The sequence below is a fragment of the Microbacterium sp. oral taxon 186 str. F0373 genome, from assembly GCF_000411455.1.
Lineage (GTDB): Bacteria > Actinomycetota > Actinomycetes > Actinomycetales > Microbacteriaceae > Microbacterium.
In genome coordinates this window covers 635,395-659,202 of sequence record NZ_KE150458.1, presented here as the reverse complement: position 1 = coordinate 659,202, position 23,808 = coordinate 635,395, and the positions used below count along the sequence as shown (strand labels likewise).

The following is a 23,808-nucleotide window of genomic DNA, read 5'->3' as shown; positions in this document are numbered from 1 at the left end:
CATGGCCATCTGGTTCACCGCAGACTACCTCGAGCGCGCGCACGGAGCATTACCCGAGCTCCCCGTCGAGAACGAAGATCTCGCGGGGATGCTCCTGGACGTCGCGCGCGAGCAGGTCCTCGAGTACGCGGCGGACGATGAACCGGGCGTGCAGGTCACGGATCTGCTGCACAACCTCGGGGTCGAGGACGCGAAGATCGCTCAGGTGATCACGCTCCTCGACTTTGAGGCCAGCACCCCCGGCGTGCCGACCCGGTACGTGTACGCGCAGCTCATGCAGGCGAAGAACCTCTGGCTCGCAGGTAAGGGCGAGGACGGTCCCGAGGGGTTCACGTTCTCCCCGCGGCCGCTGTCGAAGGACATTCAGCGGGTCATCCGCCCGACCTCCGGAGTCGCCAGTGTTTTCTGACCCCGCCACCATCCGCACCGATCTGCGCGACCGTCTCAAACCGCTGTTGCCGGCGAACTGGCGGATCATCAACAACCTATCTGAAGCGATCGACACGGTCGTCACGGTCCTGTACTTCGAGTTCACCGAGGTCAGCTCGTCCGTCAACGGGACGGCGCTGGACCGGTTCACCGTCGCCCCGAAGTTCGACCTCGTCGTCGCCTCCGCCGGGGCCGGCGACGAGGACGGGGCGGACGCCGACCTCGTCACCCTCGCACACGCTCTGCAGCAGTGCGACGACATCTATTGGGACACCGCGAAGAAAGAACGCCTCAGCACCGGGGCGCTCGCCTGGCGGTTCCCCCTGACCCTGCTCTCAACCATCGAGGAGTGACCATGGCCGACGCACCCAACGTCGCAACGTACAACAAGTCCGGCACGATCAAGATCGGCGCGGACAACTACACCAAGGGCGTCGACTCTTTCGCGCTCGTGCCCACCACCCCGACCGCGCAGCACACCGACATCGGCGGCGGTGTCCAGTCCGTCGTCGGAACCCCGACCTGGGTGTGTCAGATGTCGTTCGCGCAAGACTGGGCCTCCGAAGGCTCCCTCTCGCAGAAGAGCATCGAGTGGGCCGGGCAGACCAAGACGATCGAGTTCACCCCGCAGACTGGCGCGGAGGTCGTGACCGTCGAGGTCGTGTTCCAGCCGTCGCAGATCGGTGGCGCGGCGGGCGGCATCAACAAGGCCACCCTGAACCTCGGCGTCAACGGGCAGCCCGACTTCGGAGCCTGACCATGGCGAGCAGCGGCCGCATCAGCCTCCTGGTCGACTCGCCGCTGCGCGACATGCTCCTCGCCGCCCGCGAGCTGCCCGCCGACGTCCGCAAGGAGATCGGCGTCCAGACGAAGAAGGCGGCCGAGCCGATCTGGTTCGAAGAGGTCCGGGACCGGGCGGCGACCCGACTGCAACAGCGAGCGCTCGTCAACAGCGCTCGCGTCGGCGTCACCGCCCGGAACCTGTTCCTCCGCTCCGGCTCCGTTGGGAGGCTCTCCGACGGGACCCCGGTCTCCGTCGTCGCGAAGGGTGCGGAGTACGGCGGCAACCCCGCCAAACGAATCATCCAACGCTCCCGACGCGGCAAGAAGTATCCCCGCCGCATGGGCTCCGTGTTCGGTGCACCCCGCCGCGGAGGCAACGTCTTCAACCCCGCCGCCGGCGACTCGATCGTGAGGTTCTCGTCTCTGATGATCCAGACCGCCACCCGTACCGCCCTCGACCACCTCGAACTGAAAGGACGATGATGGCCTCCGTCCACGAGATCGGCATCGCCGCGGATACCCGCGGGTTCGACGAAGGCGTCCGCAGCGGCATCATCAAGCCGCTCGAGAAAGCCGAGGACGCGTTCAAAGACCTCGAACGCGCCGCCTCCGATGTCGGTCGCGACGGCGCTCGCGACGTCTCCCGACTCGAGGAGGCACTGCAGGACGCCCGCAAGGAATCCGAACGCACCGAGAAGGGTCTGCGAGACGTCGGCGACACCGGCGAGAGGGGCTTCAAGCGACTCGGCGAGAAGGGGGCTGAGGTATCTGGGGAGCTTCGGCAGAACCTCGGCGAGACGTTCTCCTCGTTCCGCGGTGACCTCGAAGACCTCCCACAGATAGCGCAGGACACCCTCGGCGGCCTCGCCGGGTCGGGTGCGCTCGGCGGGATCGGAGGTCTTGCTGCCACAGCCGCAGGCGCGGCGGGCCTCGGTCTGATCATCGGCGCGATGGATCAGATCGACGAGAGGAACCAGGAACTCGCCCAGCGGGCAGGAGAGATGGCGCAGGCGTTCATCGACGCCGGCAGCAACGTCCTCAGCGCGACGAGCATCGCCGCCGCATCCGCCGACGTCATCACGGACGAAGACAAGCGCAAGCAAGTTCAGGCCTACGCCGACGCACTCGGCATCGACCTCGCCACAGCAGTGCGCGCGTACGTCGGCGACGCGAACGCGATGAAGGTTGTCGACGCTCAGGCAGGGAAAGCCAAGGAAGAGAACCTCGCGATCGCAGACGCGCAGAAGCAATCCCTCAAGGAGCTCACCCCGGAACAGCAGAAGAGCCTTCAGCAGAACATGGCTGCGATCGGCGCTCAGCGGGAACTAACCGGCGTCATCGACCAGGCAAACACGAAATTCAACGACCAGCAGGCCGTACTGAAGGGGCTGATCAACGACGCGCAAGGAGCGACCAAGGAAGTCGACGATCTCGGAAACGCGGTCTACACCCTGCCCGACGGCACCCAGATCATGATCGACGCGAAGACCGAGCAAGCGACCACGGATATCTCGAAGTTCAAGGGCGACCTCGACGGCATCCCCGAACTCGTCACCAGCAAGCTGCAGATCGATATCGACACCAGCGACTTCGACCGAAAGATGGCTGCCATCAACCGCCGCGCCGCGGAAGGGGTCTCAGTCGTCGTCAACCCGACTCTCGGAAGGGTGATCCAGTGATCACATTCACCCGCTACCCCTACACCGGCCCCATCGACCAGCTCGACGTCCCCTCGATCGATGCCCCGTGGACGTCCGCCCGCGAGTCCCGCACAATCGAGCACCAACTGCTCGAGTCTTCAAAGACGCTATACACGCTCCGGCCGCCTCGACCATCTGCCGGAGCTATGACGCTCCGCTTTCCCGACGCCGCCAGCGCACACGCAGCGCGGGACTTCTTCTCGACCGCGGCTGAGTTCGATATGTACCCAGTCGACCCGCCCGAGCTCTCCGCACGCTTCGTGGTCACGGGCGGCGATATCGCCATCACTCAAGAGACCGGATCCTGGACGCTCACTCTTCCGTGGCGGGAGGTCATTGCATGAACTCCGTCCACTACGAATACGAGGCTGAGGTCCGCGACGGCAACCAGTGGATCGCTCTGCCCGCCACCGACATCGTCCCCTCTGCGGATCTGGACCGGGTCCCCTTCGCTGCGGCCACAATCACCGCTGGTGGGCTCAGTGAACAGCAATGGGCTCTCCTTGACCCGCGCCTCGTCGATCCTCATGAAGGTGGTCAGGTGCGCTGGCGAGTGCGGCAGCTCGACCCAGCAGGTGCTGTCATCGGATACTTGCCACGGGTCGGCGAAGCAACAAACCAGTGGGCGACGATGTACGTGCGAAGCGTCACCCGGGATCTCGACGTGGCCACGATCATGCTCGGCGGCGGCGAAACGATGGTCGACGATCGTCTCGTCATCGAGGACACCGGGCGTCTGACGTCGAGATACGAGATCTCGAACGTGCTCGCTCAGCCCAGGACGCTCGGCGGCTACGTCGACGCTCTTCTCGGACTCACGTTCGGTGCCGGACATGCGAATCCTGCCGATGATGCGGCAGCCGCGGTGCTTTCAAGATCCGCCGGCCCTGGAACTCGTCTGTCAAACCCTGAGCACGTCGAGATACCTATCCCCGCGCCAGCCGGAGCGTCGTTCATGCAGCTCATCGAGACCGAGCTGTCTTCACTCGGCATGCGCCTGTTCGACGCCTGGGGCCTCGGCTGGTTCGTTGCCAGCCGCGACAAGGTCGCACCAAGCGATCCCGTCAATCTGCGATGGGCATCCCACGATGACGATCTACCCGCCGGCGTCGAGCCCATCATCCTGTCCTTCAACGACACCGTTTCTAGAGACGGCGACTGGGCCGACACCGTGGTCGTCGTTGGTGAGTCTCCGGCGTTCGACAGCACCCGCACATGGCGGCACTTCGCCGAGGGAAGCGCACGGTCGCGTGGTCGCGTAATCCAGATCACGGCAGGAGAGCCATCGGGAAACCTCGCTGATTCGGTCGTCAGCCGAACGTTCCGGCGAGGCCGGGACATCGTCGTGAATACGCAAATCCGTATGGAAGCGACACCGGGCGCACCGATCGAACTGCACCTGAAATCAGGTGTGCTCGCCGCGGAAGTTGTGTCGGTCGAATGGCAGACAGGGCGGGGTGAAATGACAGTTCACGCGCGATCAGCGCAGCAGATCAGCGTCGACATCACCGATCGCCAGAACGCTACTCGGGTATCCGCCGAGAAGGCGATGAGTGAGGCAGAGAAGCTCGCGGCTCAGGCGTACGAGAAGTCCGTTCAGGACACGACAGCGCAGATCGCGGAGAACAACCGGCAGAAGCTGTGGGAGTTCCGACGAGGTTGGGACGGTGGATTTTGACAAGCCCGGAGAACATGGTCAACGAGTTCCTGCCCCAGTTGCGAGCTCACGTCATCCGCAGGTACGGATGGCTTGAACAGCGCGGGAATTGCCTGGTCACGATCGACGATCTCATCCAGGTCGCGTCGATCGCACTTCTCCGCCACATCGACCGGTGGCCGAGAATCGCCGCCGACCGAGGGTGGGACCCGAGTAACAACGACGGCGCCTTCTTCGTCATGCTCAAGGAAGACGTCAAGCGCAAGATCATCCGATACCGGCGATACGCCGGCGACCCCGCCGAGGGGGAGATCGACCCTGTCGCGACCAGCTTCGACGATCGACCCGCGATCGAAGGCCACGAGATCGAGACCACCGAAGCCGAGTACCGAACATCGCTCCACGCTCCGAACATGCTCCCTCACTGGAAGATGGTGCAAGCGGACATCGTCGACTACTTCGTGTTCCTCCGCAAGCGGGAGAAGATGAACATCGCACTTCGCTACTTCGACGAACTCTCGCACGCCACCACCGCTGAGATGCTCGGGATCAGTGTCCAGTCCTCCAGGCAGACGATCACGAAGGTCAAGGCTGAGTGGATCAACCACGCCCGCAACCAGTTCCGTGACGAGCAGCTTCTCACGCAAGAGAGGACGCACGGCATCGTCTGGGAGCCGTCCGAAGCGCTCGTCGCTTACATCCGCGACCGGCACAGGATGGATATCGACGAGTACCTCGGGATCGTCACCATCGCTTTTCGCGAAGACGTCGGTTACCTCACCGAGATCCTCAGCGAGGACTACCACTACGGGGCGACCGCGCACGCCGCTTCGCGCGCCCTATCTCCGTACCAGGAGGCGCAAGTCGATAAGTGGATCGCAGCGGGGATGAGCCAGGCTGATATCGCCCGTGACCTCGGCGTCGCCTACCATCACGTCAACCGGTACGTGGCGAGCGGTAGGAGGACAGCCGTCGCCTGATTTCCGACGCCTGCCGATAGGGTCGGTCCCATGGGAAAGCTCCTCTACGGTTCGAAGATCGAGATCGCCCTAGACGATCGCACCGCGTTCCATCTCGACGTGTTGCGCAACAAGCTCGGCGACCGACCCTTTACCGTGCACGCGACGATGGGAGGCGAGCACGACTACGACCTCGTCTCGATGAACGTCGCGCCAGGCATCCCGCTCGTCCTCACCTACGCCAACAGCCCGTTGCTCGACCTCGACCTGCCCTTTGTGCACAGACGCATCGTCGAGGTACATGAGGGGCGCGTGGTCACCATCCCATTCGACTTCGAGGGCAAGTGAGCCCTCAGCGGCGGACTCTCGGATTCTAGGGCTACAACCGCGTGTCGCACCTGGGGCGTAGTCTCCGGGGTAGCACCGGGAGTCGGTCCTGGTCTGCACAATGGAGAGCGGAATGGCGAAGTACCGAGTACAGAAGAACCCCTTCAAGAAGAGTGACTACGAAGAGGTCGAAGCCGACAGCTTCGTCGAAGAAGGCAAGTACACCAAGTTCATGAACGGGAGCGAAGTCGTTCTCGCGATACCGACCGAACTCGTGACCCGCATCGAGATGGTGGACTGACATGTGCCCTCAGTGCGGGTCCGCGAACATCCTTCATGACGACCGTCTCACGATGAAGATGCGGGTCTGTCGAGACTGCGGCCATCGATGGAACCCCGATACGGGGGCAACAATCCCGCCGGCGTAGTCAGCCGCGCTCGCGTTCCGCCACCCGTTGCGCGTACGACTCGGCCTCCTGCCGGTCGAGCATACGCGCGGCGTGCACGTCGATCGCGCGGTCCAGTGAGCCGTCGCGCATCCACATTTCATGCTCGCGCAGCGCGGCGCGAGTGCCGTGCTGGACGCCGAACCGGATGAGCAAGTAGGTGACGGCGAGCGACGCAAACGTGATGATGACGTAGACGATGAGGAACTGCTCCATGGGCGTGATCCTAGTCCGCAGAAAGTCCGCAGAAGTCCCATAAATCTCCCCTAGTGCATCGCGTGCGCGGCGTGTGTCCCGCGTAATCACGCGGCTGACACCGACTCCACCACCTGTCGCCGCGGCCCGGATACTACGAGCTGTACTTCGGCGTCTGAGCGACGCCCGCACGAAGAGCCCGTCGGCACCGCGCCGGCGGGCTCTTCGCTGTCCTGCCGCTCTTCGGTACGCCGCATGCCCGGTGAATCCCTCGGAAGGATGCGCGGCATACGCAGGATCGTGGCGCCGCCCTCCCCCGCGCACCACACGCGGCCACGAGCACACGACGAGTCCGCTCATCGCGGTGGGCTCGCCATCCACCGCAGCAGCGATCATGCGTCGGCATCCGTGGCGCACGGTGATCGGGCTGGTCGTCACAGCCGTCGCGGTGGCGCTGGCGACGATCGTCGCGATGCTGCTCGACCTCCTCGCTCCCGCTGCGCTGGAGGTTGCGGCGGCCGGCGCGCTGATCGCTGTCGGCGTCGGCGTCGGCTCAGCCGTAGAACAGCTTCTCGAAGTCGCGGCGCGCCCGTCGCGCCGTGCGCAGCCACTCCTCCTCCACCAGGGTCGCCGAGCGTGCCGGATACTCCAGAAGCCGCCCGATGCCGTCCAGCTTGCCGCGGTCGGTCGGCAGCACATCGCTGGTCTGCCCCGACAGCAGCGTGTTCGCCGACCTCAGCCGACTGGCCAGGCGCCACGCGTCGTGCAGGCGCTGAGCAGCGGCATCCGGTACCAGCCCGGCCACTCGCGCCGCCTCGAGGGCCTCGAGGGTGGACGTCGTCCGGAGGGGCGGGACATCGTGCGCGTGTTCGTGCTGCAACACCTGCACGAGCCATTCGACGTCGCTCAGCCCGCCGGGCCCCAGCTTCAGGTGACGCGCCCGATCGACACCCTGCGGGAGGCGTTCGTTCTCGACGCGGGCCTTGATCCGCTTGATCTCCCGAAGATCCTGCTCCGCCGGTCGCGCGGGGTAGCGCACCTCGTCGGCGAGGGCCATGAAGCGGTTGATGAGCTTCACACTGCCGGCGACACCGCGGGCTCGCAGCAGTGCCTGCGCTTCCCAAGACAGCGACCAGCGGCGGTAGTACTCGGTGTACGAATCGAGAGATCGCACCAGCGGCCCGTTGCGACCCTCGGGCCGCAGACCGGCGTCCAGATCGAACGGAACGCGATGGTCTTCGGAGTACGAGCGAAGGCCACTGACGAGTTTGATCGCCAGGTCGTGGGCGCGCTGCGGATCGATCCCGTTGGCTTCGTAGACGTACAGGACATCGGCATCCGATCCGAAGCCGAGCTCGGCACCGCCGAAGCGACCCATCGCGATGACGGAGAAGTCGAGGGCGGCGTCCGCCGGAGCGACGATCTCACGGCGGACGGCACGGAGGGTGGCCTGGATGGTCACTTCGCTGACCGTCGTGAGCCCCTGCGCGAGCTCGTCGATGGTGAGGGTGCCGAGGACGGCGCCGAAGGCCAGGCGCAGCAGTTCGCGCCGACGCAGCGCCCGCACCGCGCGCATGGCATCGCCGACCGTCTCGTGGCGTGTCTGGATCGCCCGCGCCTCTTCCTGCAGCGCGTGACCGCCGCGCGGACGCAACTGGTCGTCTGAGTCGAGCCAGGCCACTGATTCAGGGATCCACTCCATCAGCTCGCCGATGTACCGCGAACCCGACAGCACACGCGTGAGGCGTTCGGCGGCTCCGGAGGAGTCCCGTAGCATGCGCAGGAACCACGGTGTGTCGCCCAGGCGCTCGCTGATGCGTCGGAAGGCCAGCAGACCGTAGTCGGGGTCGACGCCGTCGGCGAACCAACGGATCATCACCGGCATGAGGTGACGCTGGATCGTCGCCTTCCGGCTCAGCCCGCCGGTCAGAGCGCCGATATGTCGGAGGGCCCCGGCCGGATCGTGGAATCCGATCGCCGCCAGCCGATCGTGCGCCTGATCCGGCGACAGCTGATGCTCGTCCGAACTGAGCGCCGCCACGGCCGACAGCAGCGGACGGTAGAACAGACGCACGTGGATCTCGCGGACCTCGCGTTTGATCCCCTCCCACAGCGCCCATACGGCGGGCCCGGTCTCGGCCAGCCCGGAAGAGCGGGCCAGCACACGCAGGCCCTCGGGGTGCTGCGGCATCAGGTGGGTGCGCCGCAGATCCTTCAACTGCATCCGATGCTCCAGCACCCGCAGCATCCGGTAGTCATGGGAGAAGGCCGCGGCGTCTTCGCGGCCGATGTAGCCCGCACCGACGAGGGCCTCCAGCGCGTCGAGCGTGCCACGCTGACGAATGCTGTCGTCGGTGAGTCCGTGTACGAGCTGCAGCAGCTGCACCGTGAACTCGATGTCGCGGATGCCGCCGGGTCCGAGCTTGAGCTGATAAACGACGTCGGCGGGAGGGATGTGCTCGGTGACGCGCTCACGCATGCGCTGCACACTGTCGACGAAGTTCTCCCGGGCGGCACTCGTCCAGATCTTCGGCTGGACCGCGGCGACATATGCGTTTCCGAGCATGCGATCACCCGCGAGGGGACGAGCCTTCAGAAGGGCCTGGAACTCCCAGCTCTTGGCCCACCTGTCGTAGTACGAAAGGTGCGAGTCGAGCGTGCGGACGAGGGCGCCCTGTTTGCCCTCGGGGCGCAGATTCGCGTCCACCTCCCACAGCGGGGGCTCGATCTCCATTCCCGAGATCCCACGCATCGTCTGCACGGCGAGCCGCGTCGCGATGTCGATGACGCGGCTCTCCCCCACCTGCTCCACGAGCTCATCCGAGCCGCCGCCGACGAAGATCACGTCGACATCACTGACGTAGTTGAGCTCTCGAGCGCCGGTCTTGCCCATGCCGATGATCGCGAGCCGGGTGGCGGAGACCTGCTCGCGAGGGAACAGCCCGGAGCCCGGTGCACCCCCGGCGACGCGTGTGCGCGCCACGCAGAGAGATGCCTCCAGGGCCGCCCCGGCCGCGTCCGCAAGGCTTGCGGCCACGGACGCGAGCACGTCGACCGCATCGTCGGCGCCGAGGTCGTACGTCGCGATACGCGCCAGCATGCGGCGGTAGCGCACGCGAAGCGCCACCCACGCGCTCTCATCCCCGGTGGCGGCGAAGCCATCGGCATCCGCTCTCACCGCGTTCGTGAGCTCTGCACGAAGCTCGTCGGCTGTCGGCAGCGGCGCACCCGCGCCCATGAGGTGAGCCAATTCGTCGGGATGGCGCAGGTAGAAATCCGCGAAGCCGCTCGAGGCGCCGAGCAGCCGCCAGACGCTCGAGGAGACGCGACGCAGGGCGCGTCCGACGGCTGGTGCGTCACGTCGTGCGATACGCACCAGCGCGGACAGGGCGGCGTCGGGGTCGCCCGCTTCCGCGGCTCCGCGCAGGATCTCCTGCCGGTCCATCCCGAGCGCATCCATCAGCTCGGTCAGCAGCGCATCGGCGTCGCCGAGTTCACCGAACCCGTCGCGCGCCAGCTGCGTGAGAACCGACGTGCGCTCGTTCGAGGACACGGCTCAGAGCATCTCCAGGTTGCTCTTCAGCTCGAACGGTGTCACCTGCGCGCGGTACTCCTGCCACTCGCGGCGCTTGTTGAGCAGGACGTAGTTGAACACCTGCTCGCCGAGGGTCTCTGCGACCAGCTCCGACTCCTCCATGTATTCGAGGGCATGGTCGAGGCTGGCCGGCAGCTGCGCGTACCCGAGGGCACGCCGCTCCGCGTCGGTGAGCGACCAGACGTTGTCCTCGGCCTCGGGGGGAAGCTCGTACTCCTCCTCGATGCCCTTGAGCCCTGCGGCGAGCATGAGCGCGAACGACAGGTAAGGGTTGGCGGCGGAGTCCAGCGCGCGATACTCGACGCGGGTGGACTGTCCCTTGTTCGGCTTGTACATGGGTACGCGCACGAGAGCGGAGCGGTTGTTGTGTCCCCAGCAGATGAAGCTCGGGGCCTCGTCGCCTCCCCAGAGGCGCTTGTACGAGTTCACGAACTGATTGGTGACGGCGGCGATCTCGTTCGCGTGCGTCAGCAGGCCGGCGATGAACTGACGACCGGTCTTGGAGAGCTGGTACTGCGCACCCTCTTCGTAGAAGGCGTTCTGGTCGCCCTCGAACAGCGACATGTGCGTGTGCATGCCGCTGCCGGGCTTGCCGGAGAGCGGCTTCGGCATGAAGGTCGCGTAGACGCCCTGCTCGATTGCCACCTCCTTCACCACGGTGCGGAAGGTCATGATGTTGTCGGCTGTCGCGAGGGCATCCGCGTAGCGCAGATCGATCTCGTTCTGACCGGGTCCGCCCTCGTGATGGCTGTATTCGACGGAGATGCCGAGGTCCTCGAGCATGCGCACGCTGCGGCGGCGGAAATCATGCGCCGTGCCGCCGGGAACATTGTCGAAGTACCCGGCCGAGTCGACCGGCTCGGGACCTTCCGCGCCGAACGAAGACGACTTGAGCAGGTAGAACTCGATCTCGGGATGCGTGTAAAAAGTGAACCCGGCATCCGCCGCCTTCGCCAGCGTGCGCTTGAGCACGTGACGGGGGTCGGCGACGGCGGGCTGGCCGTCCGGGGTGGTGATGTCGCAGAACATGCGGGCTGTGGGATCGATCTCCCCACGCCAGGGCAGGATCTGAAAGGTCGTCGGGTCGGGGTGGGCGAGCAGATCCGACTCGTACGAGCGCGTCAGTCCCTCGATGGCCGATCCATCGAATCCGAGGCCTTCGGTGAAGGCGCCTTCGACCTCGGCGGGGGCGATCGCCACCGACTTCAAGGTGCCGATCACATCGGTGAACCAAAGACGGACGAACTTCACGCCCCGCTCTTCGATCGTGCGCAGTACGAAGTCCCGCTGCTTGTCCATCGCGTCCTCTCAGATGCCGCTTCTCAGATGCCGCTTCGAAGGGAAGCCGGGCCCACGCTCAGACTATCGGTCTCCGCTCGTGTCCGACGCGTCGCCGGGCGCGCTTCAGTCGTTCTCGCGCTCGTCCTCCTCAGCCCATTCGCGGGAGCGCTGGGCGAGCAGCTGCGGAGCGTTCGCCGCCTCTTCAGGGGTGTCGAACGGGCCGGCGCGGTCGATCGCCGGTGACGCGAACCCGCGCTCCACGGCGCCGGTGGTGAAGTTGTACCAGTACTTGTCTTCGCCTGACGTCATGGCGCGTCCTTCCTGTCGGGGCGTTGGCCCACCGGTGCCCATCTGCGGGCTCTGGCTCGATCCTAACGAGCGGCACCGACGACCTGGATAGGCTGGACGCCATGACGACGAAGGCGACCCGCGCGGTCGGTGTGGACATCGGCGGAACCGGCATCAAGGGTGCCCTCGTGGATCTCGAGGGGGGAAACCTCCTCAGCGAGCGGGTCAAGGTGCCCACGCCTGCCGGCGCCGAGCCGGATGACGTGCTGGCTGCGGTGAAGACCGTGCTCGAGACGCTCGGCGTCAGTGATGCCGACGTTCCGCTGGGCGTCGCGTTCCCGGCGATCGTGAAGAACGGCAAGACCCTGTCGGCGGCGAACGTCGCGGAGACGTGGGTGGGCTTCGAAGCCGAGAAGTTCTTCGAGGACGGGCTGGGGCGCGAGATCCACTTCGCCAACGATGCCGACGTCGCCGGTGTGGCCGAGGCCCGTTACGGCGCCGCGCGCGATGTGTCCGGGCTGGTGCTCTTGACGACGCTCGGTACGGGCATCGGCACCGCGATGCTCTACAACGGCGTGCTCATCCCGAACGCGGAGCTCGGTCACCTGCAGCGCGCCAACCACGGCAAGGATGCCGAGGCGTGGGCCGCGTACTCGGCGATGGAGCGCGACGCGCTGACGTGGAAGGGGTGGGCGAAGCGCCTGCAGTGGTATTACAGCTACCTCGAGTTCCTGCTCAGCCCCGACCTGTTCATCGTGGGTGGCGGCGTCTCGAAGCACGCCGACGAGTTCCTCCCGATGCTGACGCTCACGACACCGATCGTGCCCGCGACGCATCGCAACAACGCCGGCATCATCGGCGCCGCCGCGCTGGCCGTCTGACAGACGGGGGCGAATGGGCCGGCCTGTACGCCGGGTTCTGTCCGGGAGCTGACGCTCCGTGGACGGTCATCTCTCTCGGCGACACGTTGCCGTGCCGCTCCAGCGGCCTACCCGGGGACTCGGCGAGCCGCGTCGGCATCCCCTGTCTGGCCTTGCTCCGGGCGAGGTTTACCGTGCGGATCGTGTCACCACGATCCCGGTGGTCTCTTACACCACCCTTTCACCCTTACCTCGGAACTCCGACGAGCGGAGTCCGGGGCGGTCTGCTCTCTGTGGCACTGTCTCGCGGATTGCTCCGGGTGGGTGTTACCCACCGCCCTGCCCTGTGGAGCCCGGACGTTCCTCGGTGCGGGTCACCCCGCCACGCGACCGTCCAGCCGACCCATTCGCGATCTCGATCCTACTGGTCGGTGCCGAGTGATCGTGATACGGTGTCGCCACGAGACCCGGCTGGGGGGTTTGGGCTCGCATCGCCTGGGGGAGGCAATCATCATGCGTAAGTACGCACTGTCCGCTGTTCTCGCTGTCCTGCTGCTGTCGGGAGGTGCGACCGCTGCGGCCGCCGCCGATACCGACGGCTACGGGCCCGACACACCGCCGGCGCCGACGTTGGTCGGCACGATGGTCGCACCGTCCTGCGAATCCGATGTTCCGTGGATCAACTACTCGATCGTCATGAACGACCCGGGCGGACTCGTCACGAGTCACACGGCCCTTATCGTGCTGAGCGACGGCAACCAATCCACGACCATCCCGCTCGGTGAGCTGGTGAACGGGCGGCTATCGGGGCGCGTGCTCTGGCCCGGCGCGTCCGTCGACGCGAACGGCGTCGGCAACGGATGGCCCGGATGGGCGTTCGAGAACGGCCAGTGGGTCGCGTCATCGGGCAACTTCGCCTGGACTCGCGGTGACATCTCCGCCGTGGTCGAGGTGAACCCGTCGCTGCGCGTCGCTCTGTCGTACCCGCCGTCCACGTCGGCGTGCCTGACAGACCCGGCCGGTGTGGGAACCTCGGGAGCCGTCGCAGCGGCCGGCATGTCGCTGCCGGCGACGGGAGGCAACATCGCCGCGGTGCTTCCGCTGCTCGGCGGGGCGGTCGTCCTGGTCGTCGGTGGAGGCGTCCTGCTGTACGTGCGCCGCACCCGTCGCGCCCGTGACTGACGCGACCACCGGCTCACCGGAGCATCGCGAGAACGCCCGCCGGCGTCCCCGCCGGCGGCGCGTCGCGGTCGTCCTCCTGATCTCCGTGGGCGTCGTCGTGGTCGGGGCCGCATGGCTCGGCATCCGCGGTTGGATGGCGAAAGGCGAGCTCGATGACGTCGCGGCGCTGCAGCCGCGGCTGAGCTCAGCGATCGCCGCGGGTGACGCCGGTGCGCTCAGTGCCGTCGTGACCGACGCCGAACAGCACGCGCGTCGCGCCGCCGAGTTGACGACCGACCCGATCTGGCGAGCCACCGAGGCCGTCCCGGTCGTCGGCGCCAACACCGCCGCGGTGCGGATCGTCGCGGAGAGCATCCGCGACATGGCCGCCGCTGCCCAACCGGTGCTGCGCCAGGCGGCGCAGCCGCACGACGGGCAGGGCGGGCTCGACCTGTCGGCGGTATCGGCGGCCGCGCAGCCGCTGGACGAGTTCGCTGCGGTCTTCTCGCGTGTCGACGAATCACTGACGGGAATGTCGACCGAGGATCTGGTCGAGCCCGTGGCGACGGCGACCGCGCGGATCCGCGCGGCGGTCGCCGCGGCCGCGCCGACGGTGGCGGAGGCAGCCTCTGTGGCGCAGATCATGCCGGCGATGCTGGGAGCGCACGGGGCTCGAACGATTCTGGTGATGGTGCAGAACTCTGCCGAAGTGCGAACCGGTGGAGGCATCACGGGCTCGTTCATCCTGCTGAGCGCCGACGGCGATCGGCTCGAAGTGCTCGACCAGGTCGACTCGAGTGCCTTTCCGCATCGGGAGACGCCGATCACCGAGCTGCCCGCCGATCTCGTCGCTCTCTACGGCCAGGCTCCGGGGCGATTCGTCATGAATGCGACCATGACTGCCGACTTCACTCTGAGCGCCCGACTGGCGTCGACCTGGTGGCAGTCGATCGGCCGTCCAGCTCCGGATGCCGTGATCGCCATCGATCCTGTGGTGCTCACCGCGATGCTCACGATCACGGGGCCGATCCCCCTCACCGACGGCACGGTCGTCGATCCGGCGGATGTAGTCGGTGACGTGCTCGTCACGCCGTATCTCGACAAGACCCCCGCGGAGCAGACGGCGGTCCAGCGCGACATTTTCGATCAGCTCTTCGCTCAGATCACGTCTTCCCCCATCGACCCCTTCCGCTGGGTGCGAGCATTCGCGAAGCCGATCGCCGACGGACGCATCTCGATCTTCAGCACACACAGCGACGAACAGCTCGCCGTGGCCAACGGAGCGTTCTCGGGCACGCTGGGGAGATTCCGGGATGCGGGGCCGGATGCCGTGGGCGTCTACTTCAACGATGCGACGACCGGAAAGATGGACACGTTCCTCCACGTCGATCTCGCGCCGTCCGTGCGGGACTGCCGGGCGGATGGTGCCGCCGACGTGACGGTGGCCGTGACCCTCACGAGCGCGGCGCCGGCAGAGGCGCGCACCTTCGCAGCGTCGATGACCGGCGCCGCCAACCCTGCCGCTCCCGGAGACATCACGACCGACGTGACGGTGATGGTCCCCCGCGAGTGGTTCATCGCGGGTGTCACGCTCGACGGTGCGCACGTCGCTGCGACCGCCGCGGACGGGAGTGACGCCGCCGCCTCGCTGGCACGGGTGACACTGCGTCCCGGTGAGCAGAAGACGCTGACGTTCGCGTTCGTGGCGAAGAACGGGGCGCAGCTGCGGCCCACGCTCGTTCACACCCCGATGATGAACGAGGTCGGTGTCGCCGAGGCAGCACGCACGGGGTGCGGCTGAGCGCTTCGGGCGAGCAGGACACCGCGGTGGTGTCAGCTCTTGGCCGCATCCTGCGCGACACGAAGATCGAGGGGGAAGTCGATCGGGAACCCGCCGAACAGCAGCCGCGCCGCGCCGTCGGCGGCCTGACGCACCGCGTCTGCAACGGCGTCGGCGTAGACGACAGGCGTGTGGACGATGATCTCGTCGTGCAGGAAGAAAGCCAGGTGCGGGCGCCTCTCGAACACGGCGGCAGAGTTCCGCGCCGCATCGTTCGCGTCGACCGACGGGAGCGCCGCCAGCCGACCACGGAGGTCGGCGAGCCACGCGAGCGCCCACTCGGCTGCGGTGCCCTGCACGACGAAGTTGCGGGTGAAACGCCCGCGATCGCGCGCGGCGCGACGTGCTCGGGTGCGATCTGTCTCGGCTGCCTCCGGCAGAGCTGCGGCGGCCTGGATGTCGCGCCAGTGCGCCGATGCCCGGGGGCTGGTACGTCCGAGCCAGGTCGATACCACACCGCCCTGCTCCCCCGTCGCCGCCGCAGCATCCACGAGGCCCATGGCGCGGGGGTAGGCGCGCCGCAAAGCAGGCACCAGCCGTCCGCTGTCGCCCGTCGTCGCGCCATACATCGCCCCCAGCACGGCGATCTTCGCCTCCTGACGCGTGTGGACGACACCGCTGTTGACGATGCCCTCGTACAGGTCCTGTCCGCGCGCCGCGGCGGCCAGGGCTTCGTCCGAGGACATCGCCGCGAGAACCCGGGGCTCGAGCTGCGCCACGTCCGCGACGACGAGTGTCCACCCGGGGTCCGCGCGGACGGCGGGACGCAGTTGGCGCGGAATCTGCAGCGCTCCTCCCCCGGACGATGCCCACCTCCCGGTGATCACGCCGCCGGGGACGTACACGGGACGGAACCGACCGTCTGCGGCCCACTCGTCGAGCCACCCCCAGCCGTTCGCGCTCATCAGCCGCGTCAGCTTCTTGTAGACGAGCAGCGGCGCGATCGCGGGATGGTCGTACTCCGCGAGCTCCCACCGGCTCGTCGAGTCTGCGCTGATGCCGACACGATGAAGGCTGCGCAGCAGCTTGGGCTGCGAGTCGAGGTTGGCGGTCGGGTCTTGGAGTGCGGCACGGACTCGCGCCGCGGCCTCACGCACGCGTTCGGGCTGCTCTCCCGGCGGCGGTCGCGTACCGAGCGTCTCCTCGAGGATGCGCTCGTGCGTCCGACGATCCCACGGCAGTCCGGCGCTGTGCATCTCGACGGCCAAGAGGGCGCCGGCGGATTCCGCAGCCACGAGCAGGCGCAATCGTGCGGCGTTAGATGAGCCGCGTATCGCCAGCTGCTGCCGGCGGAACTCGGCGAGCACCTCCTCCGGATCATCCGGGACGCCGGTGGGTGATGTTCCCTCGACGTCGAACAGGGTCGGTGCTGTCACCGGCTGCACCTCTTCCGTGCCGGCGACATCCCACTGCGTCGCCGCCCGGAGTGCATTGGCGTCGGCGACGAGCGCGCTGCGGCGGAGGATCGCGTGGGCCAGGCGAAGATCGTGACAGCGCGTGACCAGCGACGGTGTCGCCAGGATGCCGGGATACCAACGGTTCGTCTCCGACCACACCCACCGGGTGCCTGCGTCATCGGCGTCCCACCAGCCTTCGCGCGGGCGGCGTTGCACGTGTGTGACGTCGAGGTCGGCGTCGATCGTCGTGATGACGACGTCCTCTCCCTCGCGCGCCACGAGACGCCAGCGCGGCGCGATCGCAGCCGTGCTGCTGATCGTCACAACCCCGATTCGTCGGTGCGCACCAGGATCGCACCGCACTCCGGGCAGGTCACGATGTCATCGTCGGATGCCTGTCGTATCGTCTGCAGGTCAGTTCCGGAGAGGACCATGCGGCACGCCTCGCAGGTCTTTCGATGCAGCAGACCGGCCCCGACGCCGCGGGCGGCGAGACGGTCGTACATCGCCAGTAGGTCGGCGGGCACGCGCGCGGCGACCGCCGCGCGGTCACGCGACGCCGCCTCCCCTCGGGCGGTGGCCGCCGCGACGGCTTCCTTGGCCTCTGCGCTGAGGCGAGTGCCTTCCTCGTTCACCGCGGCGATCGTCTCTTCCTGTGCGGACACGGCGCTCTGGGCGGTCTCGAGTCGCTCCATCAGTTCGAGTTGAGCGTCCTCGAGGTCGCTCTTGCGCTTGGCGAGCGAGACCAGTTCGTGCTCGAGGCCCTGGGCCTCCTTCGCGTTCGCCGACGACGCGAGTCGTTCGGTGTCGCGGGCCGCTCGCGCATCGACCACGGCGACGTCCGACTCCACGCGGGCGAGTTCGGCGGTGATGTCGTCACGTCGTCCCAAGAGTGTCGTCAGTTCCGCCGACAGGCTCTGACGGCGAGCGAGCAGCTCCTGAACGCGGCCCGCCTGCTCGGGAGTGCGACGGGCGTGCTCGGCGGCGCGGATCGCACCGTCGAGGCTCGCGAGTTCGAGCAGGAGCTGCTGGTCTGCGGGTCGGGACTTCACGGTCCCAACCTACCGCGACACGTGGACAGTCCGTCCCGTGCGCGCTCGCGCCGCACTAGCATGACCACACCGACGGCGGCGCTGCGAGGGCGTCGTTCGTTTTCGCAGAGGAGACATCATGAGCCTGATGCGCACGAAGTCGATCGAGCGCTCCATCGCCGACACCGAGGAGCCCGAGTTCCGGCTTCGCAAATCGCTGTCGGCTCTCGATCTCACCGTCTTCGGCGTCGGCGTCGTGATCGGCGCCGGCATCTTCACGCTCACCGGTCGCGCCGCCCATGAGGTGGCCGGCCCCGCCGTCGTCGTCAGCTTCGTCATCGCGGCGATCGCATGCGCCCTGGCGGCGATGTGCTACGCCGAGTTCGCCTCCACGGTGCCGGTCTCGGGCTCCGCGTACACCTTCTCCTACGCGTCGCTCGGCGAGCTGTTCGCCTGGATCATCGGCTGGGATCTCATCCTGGAGATGTTCCTCGGTGCGAGTGTCGTGGCTCAGGGCTGGAGCGCCTACCTCGGCGTTCTCCTCGGGCAGCTCGGCATCCCACTCCCCGCGGCGATCGGCTACGGCGGCACCGTCGACGTGATGGCGATCGTCCTGGTCATCGTGCTGGGCGCCCTCATGACGCTCGGCATCCGTGAGTCGATGCGCGTCAACCTGGTACTGGTCGGGGTGAAACTCTTCATCGTCCTGTTCGTGATCGTCGCGGGCATCATGTTCATCAACCCCGCGAACTATGCGCCGTTCGTCCCGGATGCCGCGCCCCGCGAAGCGGCGACGGGTCTCATGCAGCCGCTGCTGCAGTTCATCTCGGGCTCGGCGCCCATGGCCTTCGGTGTCGGTGGCATCTTCGCCGGCGCCGCTCTCGTCTTCTTCGCGTACATCGGGTTCGACGTGGTCGCCACCACGGCGGAGGAGACGAAGAACCCGCAGCGTGACCTCCCCATCGGCATCATCGCCTCGCTCGCGATCTGCACATTGCTGTACTGCGCGGTGGCGTTGGTGGTCACGGGCATGGTCCGCTTCGACGAGCTCGACCCGGCAGCCGCCCTCGCGAACGCCTTCGCCTTCCACGGGCAGACGTGGATGGCGACGGTGATCTCGGCTGGAGCGGTGGCCGGTCTGACGACCGTCGTGCTCACGCTGCTCATCGGCGCGACCCGCATCATCTTCGCGATGTCGCGCGACGGCCTGCTGCCCCAGCGCCTCGCGAAGGCGCACCCGACCCGCCGAACGCCCTGGCTCATTTCGATCATCGTCACCGTCATCGTCGCACTCGTGGCCGGGCTGACCCCCGTCGGCGTGCTGGAGGAGATGGTCAACATCGGCACGCTCTCGGCGTTCGTGCTCGTCTCGGTCGGAGTGGTCGTGCTCCGCCGCACCCGGCCCGACCTCACGCGCGGCTTCCGCGTCCCGTGGAGCCCGGTGCTGCCGGTCCTGGCCGCGCTCATCTGCGTGTACCTGATGCTCAACCTGACCGTGGAGACGTGGCTGCGGTTCCTCATCTGGCTGGTCATCGGCTTCGTGGTGTACTTCGCCTACTCGCGCCGCCACTCGCGGCTCGGAAAAGACGGCGATCTGTACCTCAACCCCGCGGAGCCGAAGGTGGTCGGCCGCGACGGGTGAGCGCCACGACCTCGTAGACTGTCGAGGTCAGGGCCTTTAGCTCAGCTGGTAGAGCGCCACGTTTACACCGTGGATGTCGTCGGTTCGATCCCGGCAGGGCCCACTCGCCGCGGTCGCGATCCACCCCATCGAGATGTGACTAGGCTGATCCAGGATGCGTTGTCGACGCTGCACAAAGCCACGCGTATCAGAAGCCCCGTCCCTGGCATGATCTGCCAGACGAAGAAAGGTGTCTCGTGACGGTCAACGATCAGGATCCGTACTCCCAGGGCCCGCAGGACAGCGACCCCGAAGAGACGCACGAGTGGCAGGAATCGCTCCAGCAGCTCGTCGACAGCAAGGGCGCCGGGCGTGGCCGCGAAATCATGCTCAGCCTGCTCAACAAGTCGCACGAGTTGCAGCTGAACGTTCCCCAGGTGCCCACGACCGACTACATCAACACGATCGCTCCGGAGAACGAGCCCGAGTTCCCCGGTGACGAGGAGCTCGAGCGCCGGTATCGCCGGTGGATCCGCTGGAACGCCGCACTCACGGTGCACCGCGCGCAGCGTCCGGGTATCGGCGTCGGCGGTCACATCTCGACCTACGCGTCGTCCGCGTCGCTGTACGAAGTCGGCTTCAACCACTTCTTCCGGGGACTGGACGATCCCCACGGCGGTGACCAGATCTTCATCCAGGGTCACGCCTCCCCCGGCATCTACGCCCGTTCGTTCCTCGAAGGACGACTGTCGGCCGATCAGCTCGACGGCTTCCGTCAGGAGAAGTCGAAGGCGCCCGACGGCATCCCCTCCTACCCGCACCCTCGCCTCATGCCGGAGTACTGGCAGTTCCCGACCGTGTCGATGGGTCTCGGCCCGATCAACGCGATCTATCAGGCGATGACCAACAAGTACCTGACCAACCGCGGCATCAAGGACCTGTCGGGCTCGCGCGTCTGGGCCTTCCTCGGCGACGGTGAGATGGACGAGGTCGAGAGCCGCGGACAGCTCCAGGTCGCGGCCAACGAGGGCCTGGACAACCTCACGTTCGTCGTGAACTGCAACCTGCAGCGTCTCGACGGCCCGGTGCGCGGAAACGGCAAGATCATCCAGGAGCTCGAGGCGTTCTTCCGCGGCGCGGGCTGGAACGTCATCAAGGTCGTCTGGGGCCGCGGGTGGGACGAGCTGTTGCAGGTGGACACCGATGGCGCGCTCGTTCGCCTCATGAACACCACCCCCGACGGTGACTTCCAGACCTACCGCGCCGAGGACGGCAAGTTCATCCGCGACCACTTCTTCGGTCGTGATGAGCGCACCGCGGCGATGGTCACCGACTGGTCCGACGAGGACATCTGGGGAAAGCTCCGCCGTGGCGGACTCGATTACCAGAAGCTCTATGCGGCCTACAAGGCGGCGACGGAGCACAAGGGCCAGCCGACGGTCATCCTCGCCAAGACCATCAAGGGCTACGGCCTCGGTCATCACTTCGAGGGGCGCAATGCGACGCACCAGATGAAGAAGATGACGCTCGACGACCTGAAGCACTTCCGCGACTCGATGCGCATCCCCGTCTCCGACGCCCAGCTCGAGGAGAACCCGTACGCCCCTCCCTACTTCCACCCCGGTATGGAAGACGAGACCATCCAGTACATGGTCGAGAAGCGGCGCGCGCTCGGCGGGTTCCTGCCCGAGCGTCGCACCCACCACGTTCCGATCAGCCTCCCGGACGACAGCGCGTACGCACTGCCGAAGAAGGGATCCGGAACGCAGGAGGTCGCCACGACCATGGCGTTCGTGCGTCTGCTGAAGGACCTGCTGCGATCGAAGGACTTCGGCAACCGCATCGTGCCGATCATCCCCGACGAGGCGCGCACGTTCGGTTTGGACGCCTTCTTCCCGACCGCCAAGATCTACAACCCGAACGGTCAGAACTACACGTCGGTCGACCGGGAGCTGCTGCTTGCCTACAAGGAGAGCCCGCAGGGCCAGATCATGCACGTCGGCATCAACGAGGCCGGAGCGGTGGCGGCGTTCACCGGCACGGGCACCTCGTATGCCACGCACGGCGAGCCGTTGATCCCGGTCTACATCTTCTACTCGATGTTCGGCTTCCAGCGCACCGGCGACGCCCAGTGGGCCGCCGCCGACCAGATGGCGCGCGGTTTCATCATGGGTGCCACCGCCGGCCGCACGACGCTGACCGGTGAGGGTCTTCAGCACGCCGACGGCCACTCCCACCTGCTCGCGTCGACGAACCCGGCAACGGTGTCGTACGACCCCGCGTACGGCTACGAGATCGCCCACATCGTCCGCTCCGGCCTGGATCGGATGTACGGCGGCAACCACCCCGACCCGAACGTCATGTACTACATCACCCTCTACAACGAGCCGCTGGTGCAGCCGGCCGAGCCCGAGGGCGTCGACGTCGAGGGGATCGTCCGCGGCATCCACCGCATCTCGGAGGCCTCCGGCGACGGACACCGCGTGCAGCTGCTCGCGTCCGGCGTGGGTGTGCCGTGGGTGCTCGAGGCGCAGCAGCTGCTGCGCGAGGACTGGGGAGTGGCTGCCGATGTGTGGTCGGTCACGAGCTGGACGGAGCTGCGCCGCGACGGACTCGCCGCCGACGAGCACAACTTCCTGAACCCGCTCGCCGAGCCGCGCACGGCGTACCTCACGGAGAAGCTTCGCGACACCGCAGGCCCCGTCCTGGGCGTGAGCGACTACATGCACGCGGTCCAGGACCAGATTCGCGAGTGGGTTCCCCGCCGCTACGTCACGCTCGGTGCGGACGGCTTCGGCTTCTCCGACACCCGGGCCGCCGCGCGTCGGTTCTTCAAGATCGACGGACCGTCCATCGTCGTCCGCGCCCTGCAGGCGCTGGCCGACGAAGGGCTCGTCGACCGAGCACTGTCGGCACAGGCGATCGAGAAGTACCGCCTGCACGATGTGACGGCCGGAACGAGCGGGAACGCCGGCGGCGAAAGCTGATCGATTCGATGCCCGCCCGCCCCACCCCTCAGGAGAAGGCGGAGACACTCGCGTGGCTCCGCCGGATCTCCGGAGACCTGGCCACGGCGACCATCAAGCGGCTCGAAGAGTCGCTGCCCTGGTACGCCGACATGCCGCCGGCCCGCCGCTCGGCGGTGGGCCTGGTGGCGCAGGCGGGCATCGCGTCGTTCATCCAGTGGTACGAGGACCCGGGTTCGACGCCCTGGATCGCTGCCGACATCTTCGCCGCCGCTCCCCGTGAGCTGCTGCGCAGCGTCAGCCTCACACAGACGCTCCAGCTCATCCGCGTGACCGTGGCCGTCACGGAAGAGCGCGTCGCCGGAAAGGCGGAGGACCTCCGCGAGAGCATCCTGCTCTTCTCCCGCGAGGTCGCCTTCGCATCGGCCGACGTGTACGCACGTGCAGCGGAGGCTCGCGGGCTCCGGGATGCGCGCCTGGAAGCTCTGGTCGTCGACTCCATCCTCACCGGCGAAGCGGACGAGGAGCTTCCCAGCCGCATCGCCGCCCTCGGGTGGCATGGTCACGGCGAGGTCGCCGTCCTCGTCGGCACCTCTCCGCCGCAGCTGGACGTCGATCATCTGCGTCGCGTGGCGCGCAAGCTGGGCGTCGATGTCCTGATCGGCGTGCAGGGGTCTCGCCTCGTGCTCGTGATCGGCCGCGCCGTGCTGCCCGGACGTGAGCCCGTCGCCGAAGAGCTGCCGTTCACCGAGATCGCCCTGCGCCTGGAGCCGGGCTTCGGTCCCGGCCATCTCGTGCTCGGGCCGACCGTGCCCGCATTGGTGGATGCCGGGCTGAGTGCCCGCGCCGCGTTGGCGGGCTTCGCGGTGGCCGGCGCCTGGCGCCACGCCCCCCGTCCGGTCGAAGCCGACGACCTTCTGCCCGAACGCGCCCTTGCCGGCGACGCGATGGCCAAGGCGACGCTCGTCGAGCGCATCTACCGACCTCTGCAGGCGCACTCGGCCGATCTGGTGGCCACCCTGTGGAGTTATCTCGACAACGGTCGCTCCCTCGAGGCGACTGCCCGTGAGCTGTTCGTCCATCCGAACACGGTGCGTTACCGGCTCAAGCGGGTCTCGGATGTCATCGGATGGGATGCGACAGGCCCGCGAGAGGCCCTCATTCTGCAGACGGCTCTCATCATCGGCTCGATTGGCACGGAGGCGACGCGACGGCGCGGAAGCGCCGCGCGACGGTCGGTGCGCGCCGATTGACACCGTCACGCTTGTCGAT

Annotated in this window: 22 protein-coding genes, 1 tRNA gene and 1 other RNA gene; 17 read left to right on the top strand and 7 right to left on the bottom strand. The window is 67.3% G+C overall.

The annotated features are described in order from the left end of the window. The first annotated feature begins 1 nt into the window (after position 1). From HMPREF1529_RS13275 to HMPREF1529_RS15990, 10 genes are all read left to right on the top strand, one after another. On the top strand, positions 2-409 hold the full coding sequence (locus HMPREF1529_RS13275) for a hypothetical protein (RefSeq protein WP_016465181.1): 408 nt from the start codon (positions 2-4) through the stop codon (positions 407-409). Continuing rightward, the gene (locus HMPREF1529_RS13270) at positions 399-782 is read left to right on the top strand and encodes a hypothetical protein (RefSeq protein ID WP_016465180.1); all 384 of its coding nucleotides are present in this window, start codon (positions 399-401) and stop codon (positions 780-782) included. The genes HMPREF1529_RS13275 and HMPREF1529_RS13270 overlap by 11 nt, the downstream gene beginning before the upstream one ends. A gap of 2 nt (positions 783-784) precedes the next feature. Beyond that, positions 785-1,186, top strand: coding sequence for a hypothetical protein (locus tag HMPREF1529_RS13265; RefSeq protein WP_016465179.1), 402 nt, complete (start codon positions 785-787; stop codon positions 1,184-1,186). Between the two features lie 2 nt (positions 1,187-1,188). Beyond that, positions 1,189-1,695 (top strand): hypothetical protein, encoded by a 507-nt coding sequence (locus HMPREF1529_RS13260; RefSeq protein ID WP_016465178.1) that lies wholly within the window; start codon positions 1,189-1,191, stop codon positions 1,693-1,695. Continuing rightward, the gene (locus HMPREF1529_RS13255) at positions 1,695-2,891 is read left to right on the top strand and encodes a hypothetical protein (RefSeq protein ID WP_016465177.1); all 1,197 of its coding nucleotides are present in this window, start codon (positions 1,695-1,697) and stop codon (positions 2,889-2,891) included. Before HMPREF1529_RS13260 ends, HMPREF1529_RS13255 begins: the two co-directional genes overlap by 1 nt. Then, entirely contained in the window at positions 2,888-3,256 is a 369-nt protein-coding gene (locus HMPREF1529_RS13250; protein WP_016465176.1) for a hypothetical protein, read from the top strand. The genes HMPREF1529_RS13255 and HMPREF1529_RS13250 overlap by 4 nt, the downstream gene beginning before the upstream one ends. After that, positions 3,253-4,590, top strand: a complete 1,338-nt coding sequence (locus HMPREF1529_RS13245) for a hypothetical protein (RefSeq protein ID WP_016465175.1) — start codon at positions 3,253-3,255, stop codon at positions 4,588-4,590. The genes HMPREF1529_RS13250 and HMPREF1529_RS13245 overlap by 4 nt, the downstream gene beginning before the upstream one ends. A 14-nt stretch (positions 4,591-4,604) precedes the next feature. Further along, positions 4,605-5,549: a sigma-70 family RNA polymerase sigma factor gene (locus HMPREF1529_RS15450; protein ID WP_016465174.1), complete on the top strand. Its 945-nt coding sequence runs from the start codon at positions 4,605-4,607 to the stop codon at positions 5,547-5,549. 30 nt (positions 5,550-5,579) lie between these two features. Further along, positions 5,580-5,876 carry a hypothetical protein gene (locus tag HMPREF1529_RS13230; RefSeq protein WP_016465173.1) on the top strand — a complete coding sequence of 99 codons (297 nt, stop codon included), beginning with the start codon at positions 5,580-5,582 and terminating at the stop codon, positions 5,874-5,876. A 112-nt stretch (positions 5,877-5,988) separates the two neighbouring features. Next, positions 5,989-6,156 carry a hypothetical protein gene (locus HMPREF1529_RS15990; protein ID WP_016465172.1) on the top strand — a complete coding sequence of 56 codons (168 nt, stop codon included), beginning with the start codon at positions 5,989-5,991 and terminating at the stop codon, positions 6,154-6,156. A gap of 127 nt (positions 6,157-6,283) precedes the next feature. On the opposite strand, the gene HMPREF1529_RS13225 is transcribed toward HMPREF1529_RS15990, so the two are convergent. From HMPREF1529_RS13225 to HMPREF1529_RS13210, 4 genes are all read right to left on the bottom strand, one after another. Further along, positions 6,284-6,517 (bottom strand): hypothetical protein, encoded by a 234-nt coding sequence (locus HMPREF1529_RS13225; protein ID WP_016465171.1) that lies wholly within the window; start codon positions 6,515-6,517, stop codon positions 6,284-6,286. 532 nt (positions 6,518-7,049) lie between these two features. Further along, complete coding sequence (locus HMPREF1529_RS13220) at positions 7,050-10,049, bottom strand: bifunctional [glutamine synthetase] adenylyltransferase/[glutamine synthetase]-adenylyl-L-tyrosine phosphorylase (RefSeq protein WP_016465170.1); 3,000 nt, start codon at positions 10,047-10,049, stop codon at positions 7,050-7,052. Positions 10,050-10,052: 3 nt separating this feature from the next. Then, the gene (glnA, locus tag HMPREF1529_RS13215; RefSeq protein ID WP_005049461.1) at positions 10,053-11,390 is read right to left on the bottom strand and encodes a type I glutamate--ammonia ligase; all 1,338 of its coding nucleotides are present in this window, start codon (positions 11,388-11,390) and stop codon (positions 10,053-10,055) included. Between the two features lie 105 nt (positions 11,391-11,495). Next, on the bottom strand, positions 11,496-11,681 hold the full coding sequence (locus HMPREF1529_RS13210) for a hypothetical protein (RefSeq protein ID WP_005049460.1): 186 nt from the start codon (positions 11,679-11,681) through the stop codon (positions 11,496-11,498). 101 nt (positions 11,682-11,782) lie between these two features. On the opposite strand from HMPREF1529_RS13210, the gene ppgK reads away from it, so the two are divergent. Continuing rightward, the gene (gene ppgK / locus HMPREF1529_RS13205) at positions 11,783-12,541 is read left to right on the top strand and encodes a polyphosphate--glucose phosphotransferase (RefSeq protein ID WP_005049459.1); all 759 of its coding nucleotides are present in this window, start codon (positions 11,783-11,785) and stop codon (positions 12,539-12,541) included. A 10-nt stretch (positions 12,542-12,551) separates the two neighbouring features. Here ppgK and rnpB read toward each other — a convergent pair. Next, an RNA gene (gene rnpB, locus HMPREF1529_RS15460) (RNase P RNA component class A) lies at positions 12,552-12,926 on the bottom strand. A 107-nt stretch (positions 12,927-13,033) separates the two neighbouring features. On the opposite strand from rnpB, the gene HMPREF1529_RS13200 reads away from it, so the two are divergent. Both HMPREF1529_RS13200 and HMPREF1529_RS13195 read left to right on the top strand, forming a co-directional pair. Beyond that, on the top strand, positions 13,034-13,702 hold the full coding sequence (locus HMPREF1529_RS13200; protein WP_005049458.1) for an LPXTG cell wall anchor domain-containing protein: 669 nt from the start codon (positions 13,034-13,036) through the stop codon (positions 13,700-13,702). After that, the gene (locus HMPREF1529_RS13195; RefSeq protein ID WP_016465169.1) at positions 13,695-15,482 is read left to right on the top strand and encodes a DUF4012 domain-containing protein; all 1,788 of its coding nucleotides are present in this window, start codon (positions 13,695-13,697) and stop codon (positions 15,480-15,482) included. Before HMPREF1529_RS13200 ends, HMPREF1529_RS13195 begins: the two co-directional genes overlap by 8 nt. A gap of 32 nt (positions 15,483-15,514) precedes the next feature. Here the strand turns inward: HMPREF1529_RS13195 and HMPREF1529_RS13190 are convergent, their stop codons facing one another. Next, positions 15,515-17,242 (bottom strand): bifunctional 3'-5' exonuclease/DNA polymerase, encoded by a 1,728-nt coding sequence (locus HMPREF1529_RS13190; RefSeq protein ID WP_016465168.1) that lies wholly within the window; start codon positions 17,240-17,242, stop codon positions 15,515-15,517. After that, on the bottom strand, positions 17,239-17,970 hold the full coding sequence (locus HMPREF1529_RS13185) for a zinc ribbon domain-containing protein (RefSeq protein WP_016465167.1): 732 nt from the start codon (positions 17,968-17,970) through the stop codon (positions 17,239-17,241). Before HMPREF1529_RS13185 ends, HMPREF1529_RS13190 begins: the two co-directional genes overlap by 4 nt. Before the next feature lie 118 nt (positions 17,971-18,088). Between HMPREF1529_RS13185 and HMPREF1529_RS13180 the strand changes: the two genes are divergently transcribed. The 4 genes from HMPREF1529_RS13180 to HMPREF1529_RS13165 all read left to right on the top strand — a co-directional run bounded on the left by HMPREF1529_RS13180 (position 18,089) and on the right by HMPREF1529_RS13165 (position 23,789). Beyond that, positions 18,089-19,591, top strand: coding sequence for an amino acid permease (locus HMPREF1529_RS13180; RefSeq protein WP_016465166.1), 1,503 nt, complete (start codon positions 18,089-18,091; stop codon positions 19,589-19,591). A gap of 30 nt (positions 19,592-19,621) precedes the next feature. Next, positions 19,622-19,694: transfer RNA gene (locus HMPREF1529_RS13175), tRNA-Val, on the top strand. Between the two features lie 133 nt (positions 19,695-19,827). After that, positions 19,828-22,557: a pyruvate dehydrogenase (acetyl-transferring), homodimeric type gene (aceE, locus tag HMPREF1529_RS13170; protein ID WP_016465165.1), complete on the top strand. Its 2,730-nt coding sequence runs from the start codon at positions 19,828-19,830 to the stop codon at positions 22,555-22,557. An 8-nt stretch (positions 22,558-22,565) separates the two neighbouring features. Next, positions 22,566-23,789, top strand: a complete 1,224-nt coding sequence (locus HMPREF1529_RS13165; RefSeq protein ID WP_016465164.1) for a PucR family transcriptional regulator — start codon at positions 22,566-22,568, stop codon at positions 23,787-23,789. Positions 23,790-23,808: the final 19 nt, after the last annotated feature.

Bases quoted from the DNA above. Each gene is read 5' to 3' on its own strand.
- HMPREF1529_RS13275 (WP_016465181.1), top strand. From the start codon at position 2: ATGGCCATCTGGTTCACCGCAGACTACCTCGAGCGCGCGCACGGAGCA.
- HMPREF1529_RS13265 (WP_016465179.1), top strand. From the start codon at position 785: ATGGCCGACGCACCCAACGTCGCAACGTACAACAAGTCCGGCACGATC.
- HMPREF1529_RS13260 (WP_016465178.1), top strand. From the start codon at position 1,189: ATGGCGAGCAGCGGCCGCATCAGCCTCCTGGTCGACTCGCCGCTGCGC.
- HMPREF1529_RS13255 (WP_016465177.1), top strand. From the start codon at position 1,695: ATGGCCTCCGTCCACGAGATCGGCATCGCCGCGGATACCCGCGGGTTC.
- HMPREF1529_RS13245 (WP_016465175.1), top strand. From the start codon at position 3,253: ATGAACTCCGTCCACTACGAATACGAGGCTGAGGTCCGCGACGGCAAC.
- HMPREF1529_RS15450 (WP_016465174.1), top strand. From the start codon at position 4,605: ATGGTCAACGAGTTCCTGCCCCAGTTGCGAGCTCACGTCATCCGCAGG.
- HMPREF1529_RS13230 (WP_016465173.1), top strand. From the start codon at position 5,580: ATGGGAAAGCTCCTCTACGGTTCGAAGATCGAGATCGCCCTAGACGAT.
- HMPREF1529_RS15990 (WP_016465172.1), top strand. From the start codon at position 5,989: ATGGCGAAGTACCGAGTACAGAAGAACCCCTTCAAGAAGAGTGACTAC.
- HMPREF1529_RS13225 (WP_016465171.1), bottom strand. From the start codon at position 6,517: ATGGAGCAGTTCCTCATCGTCTACGTCATCATCACGTTTGCGTCGCTC.
- glnA (WP_005049461.1), bottom strand. From the start codon at position 11,390: ATGGACAAGCAGCGGGACTTCGTACTGCGCACGATCGAAGAGCGGGGC.
- HMPREF1529_RS13210 (WP_005049460.1), bottom strand. From the start codon at position 11,681: ATGACGTCAGGCGAAGACAAGTACTGGTACAACTTCACCACCGGCGCC.
- ppgK (WP_005049459.1), top strand. From the start codon at position 11,783: ATGACGACGAAGGCGACCCGCGCGGTCGGTGTGGACATCGGCGGAACC.
- HMPREF1529_RS13200 (WP_005049458.1), top strand. From the start codon at position 13,034: ATGCGTAAGTACGCACTGTCCGCTGTTCTCGCTGTCCTGCTGCTGTCG.
- HMPREF1529_RS13180 (WP_016465166.1), top strand. From the start codon at position 18,089: ATGAGCCTGATGCGCACGAAGTCGATCGAGCGCTCCATCGCCGACACC.
- HMPREF1529_RS13165 (WP_016465164.1), top strand. From the start codon at position 22,566: ATGCCCGCCCGCCCCACCCCTCAGGAGAAGGCGGAGACACTCGCGTGG.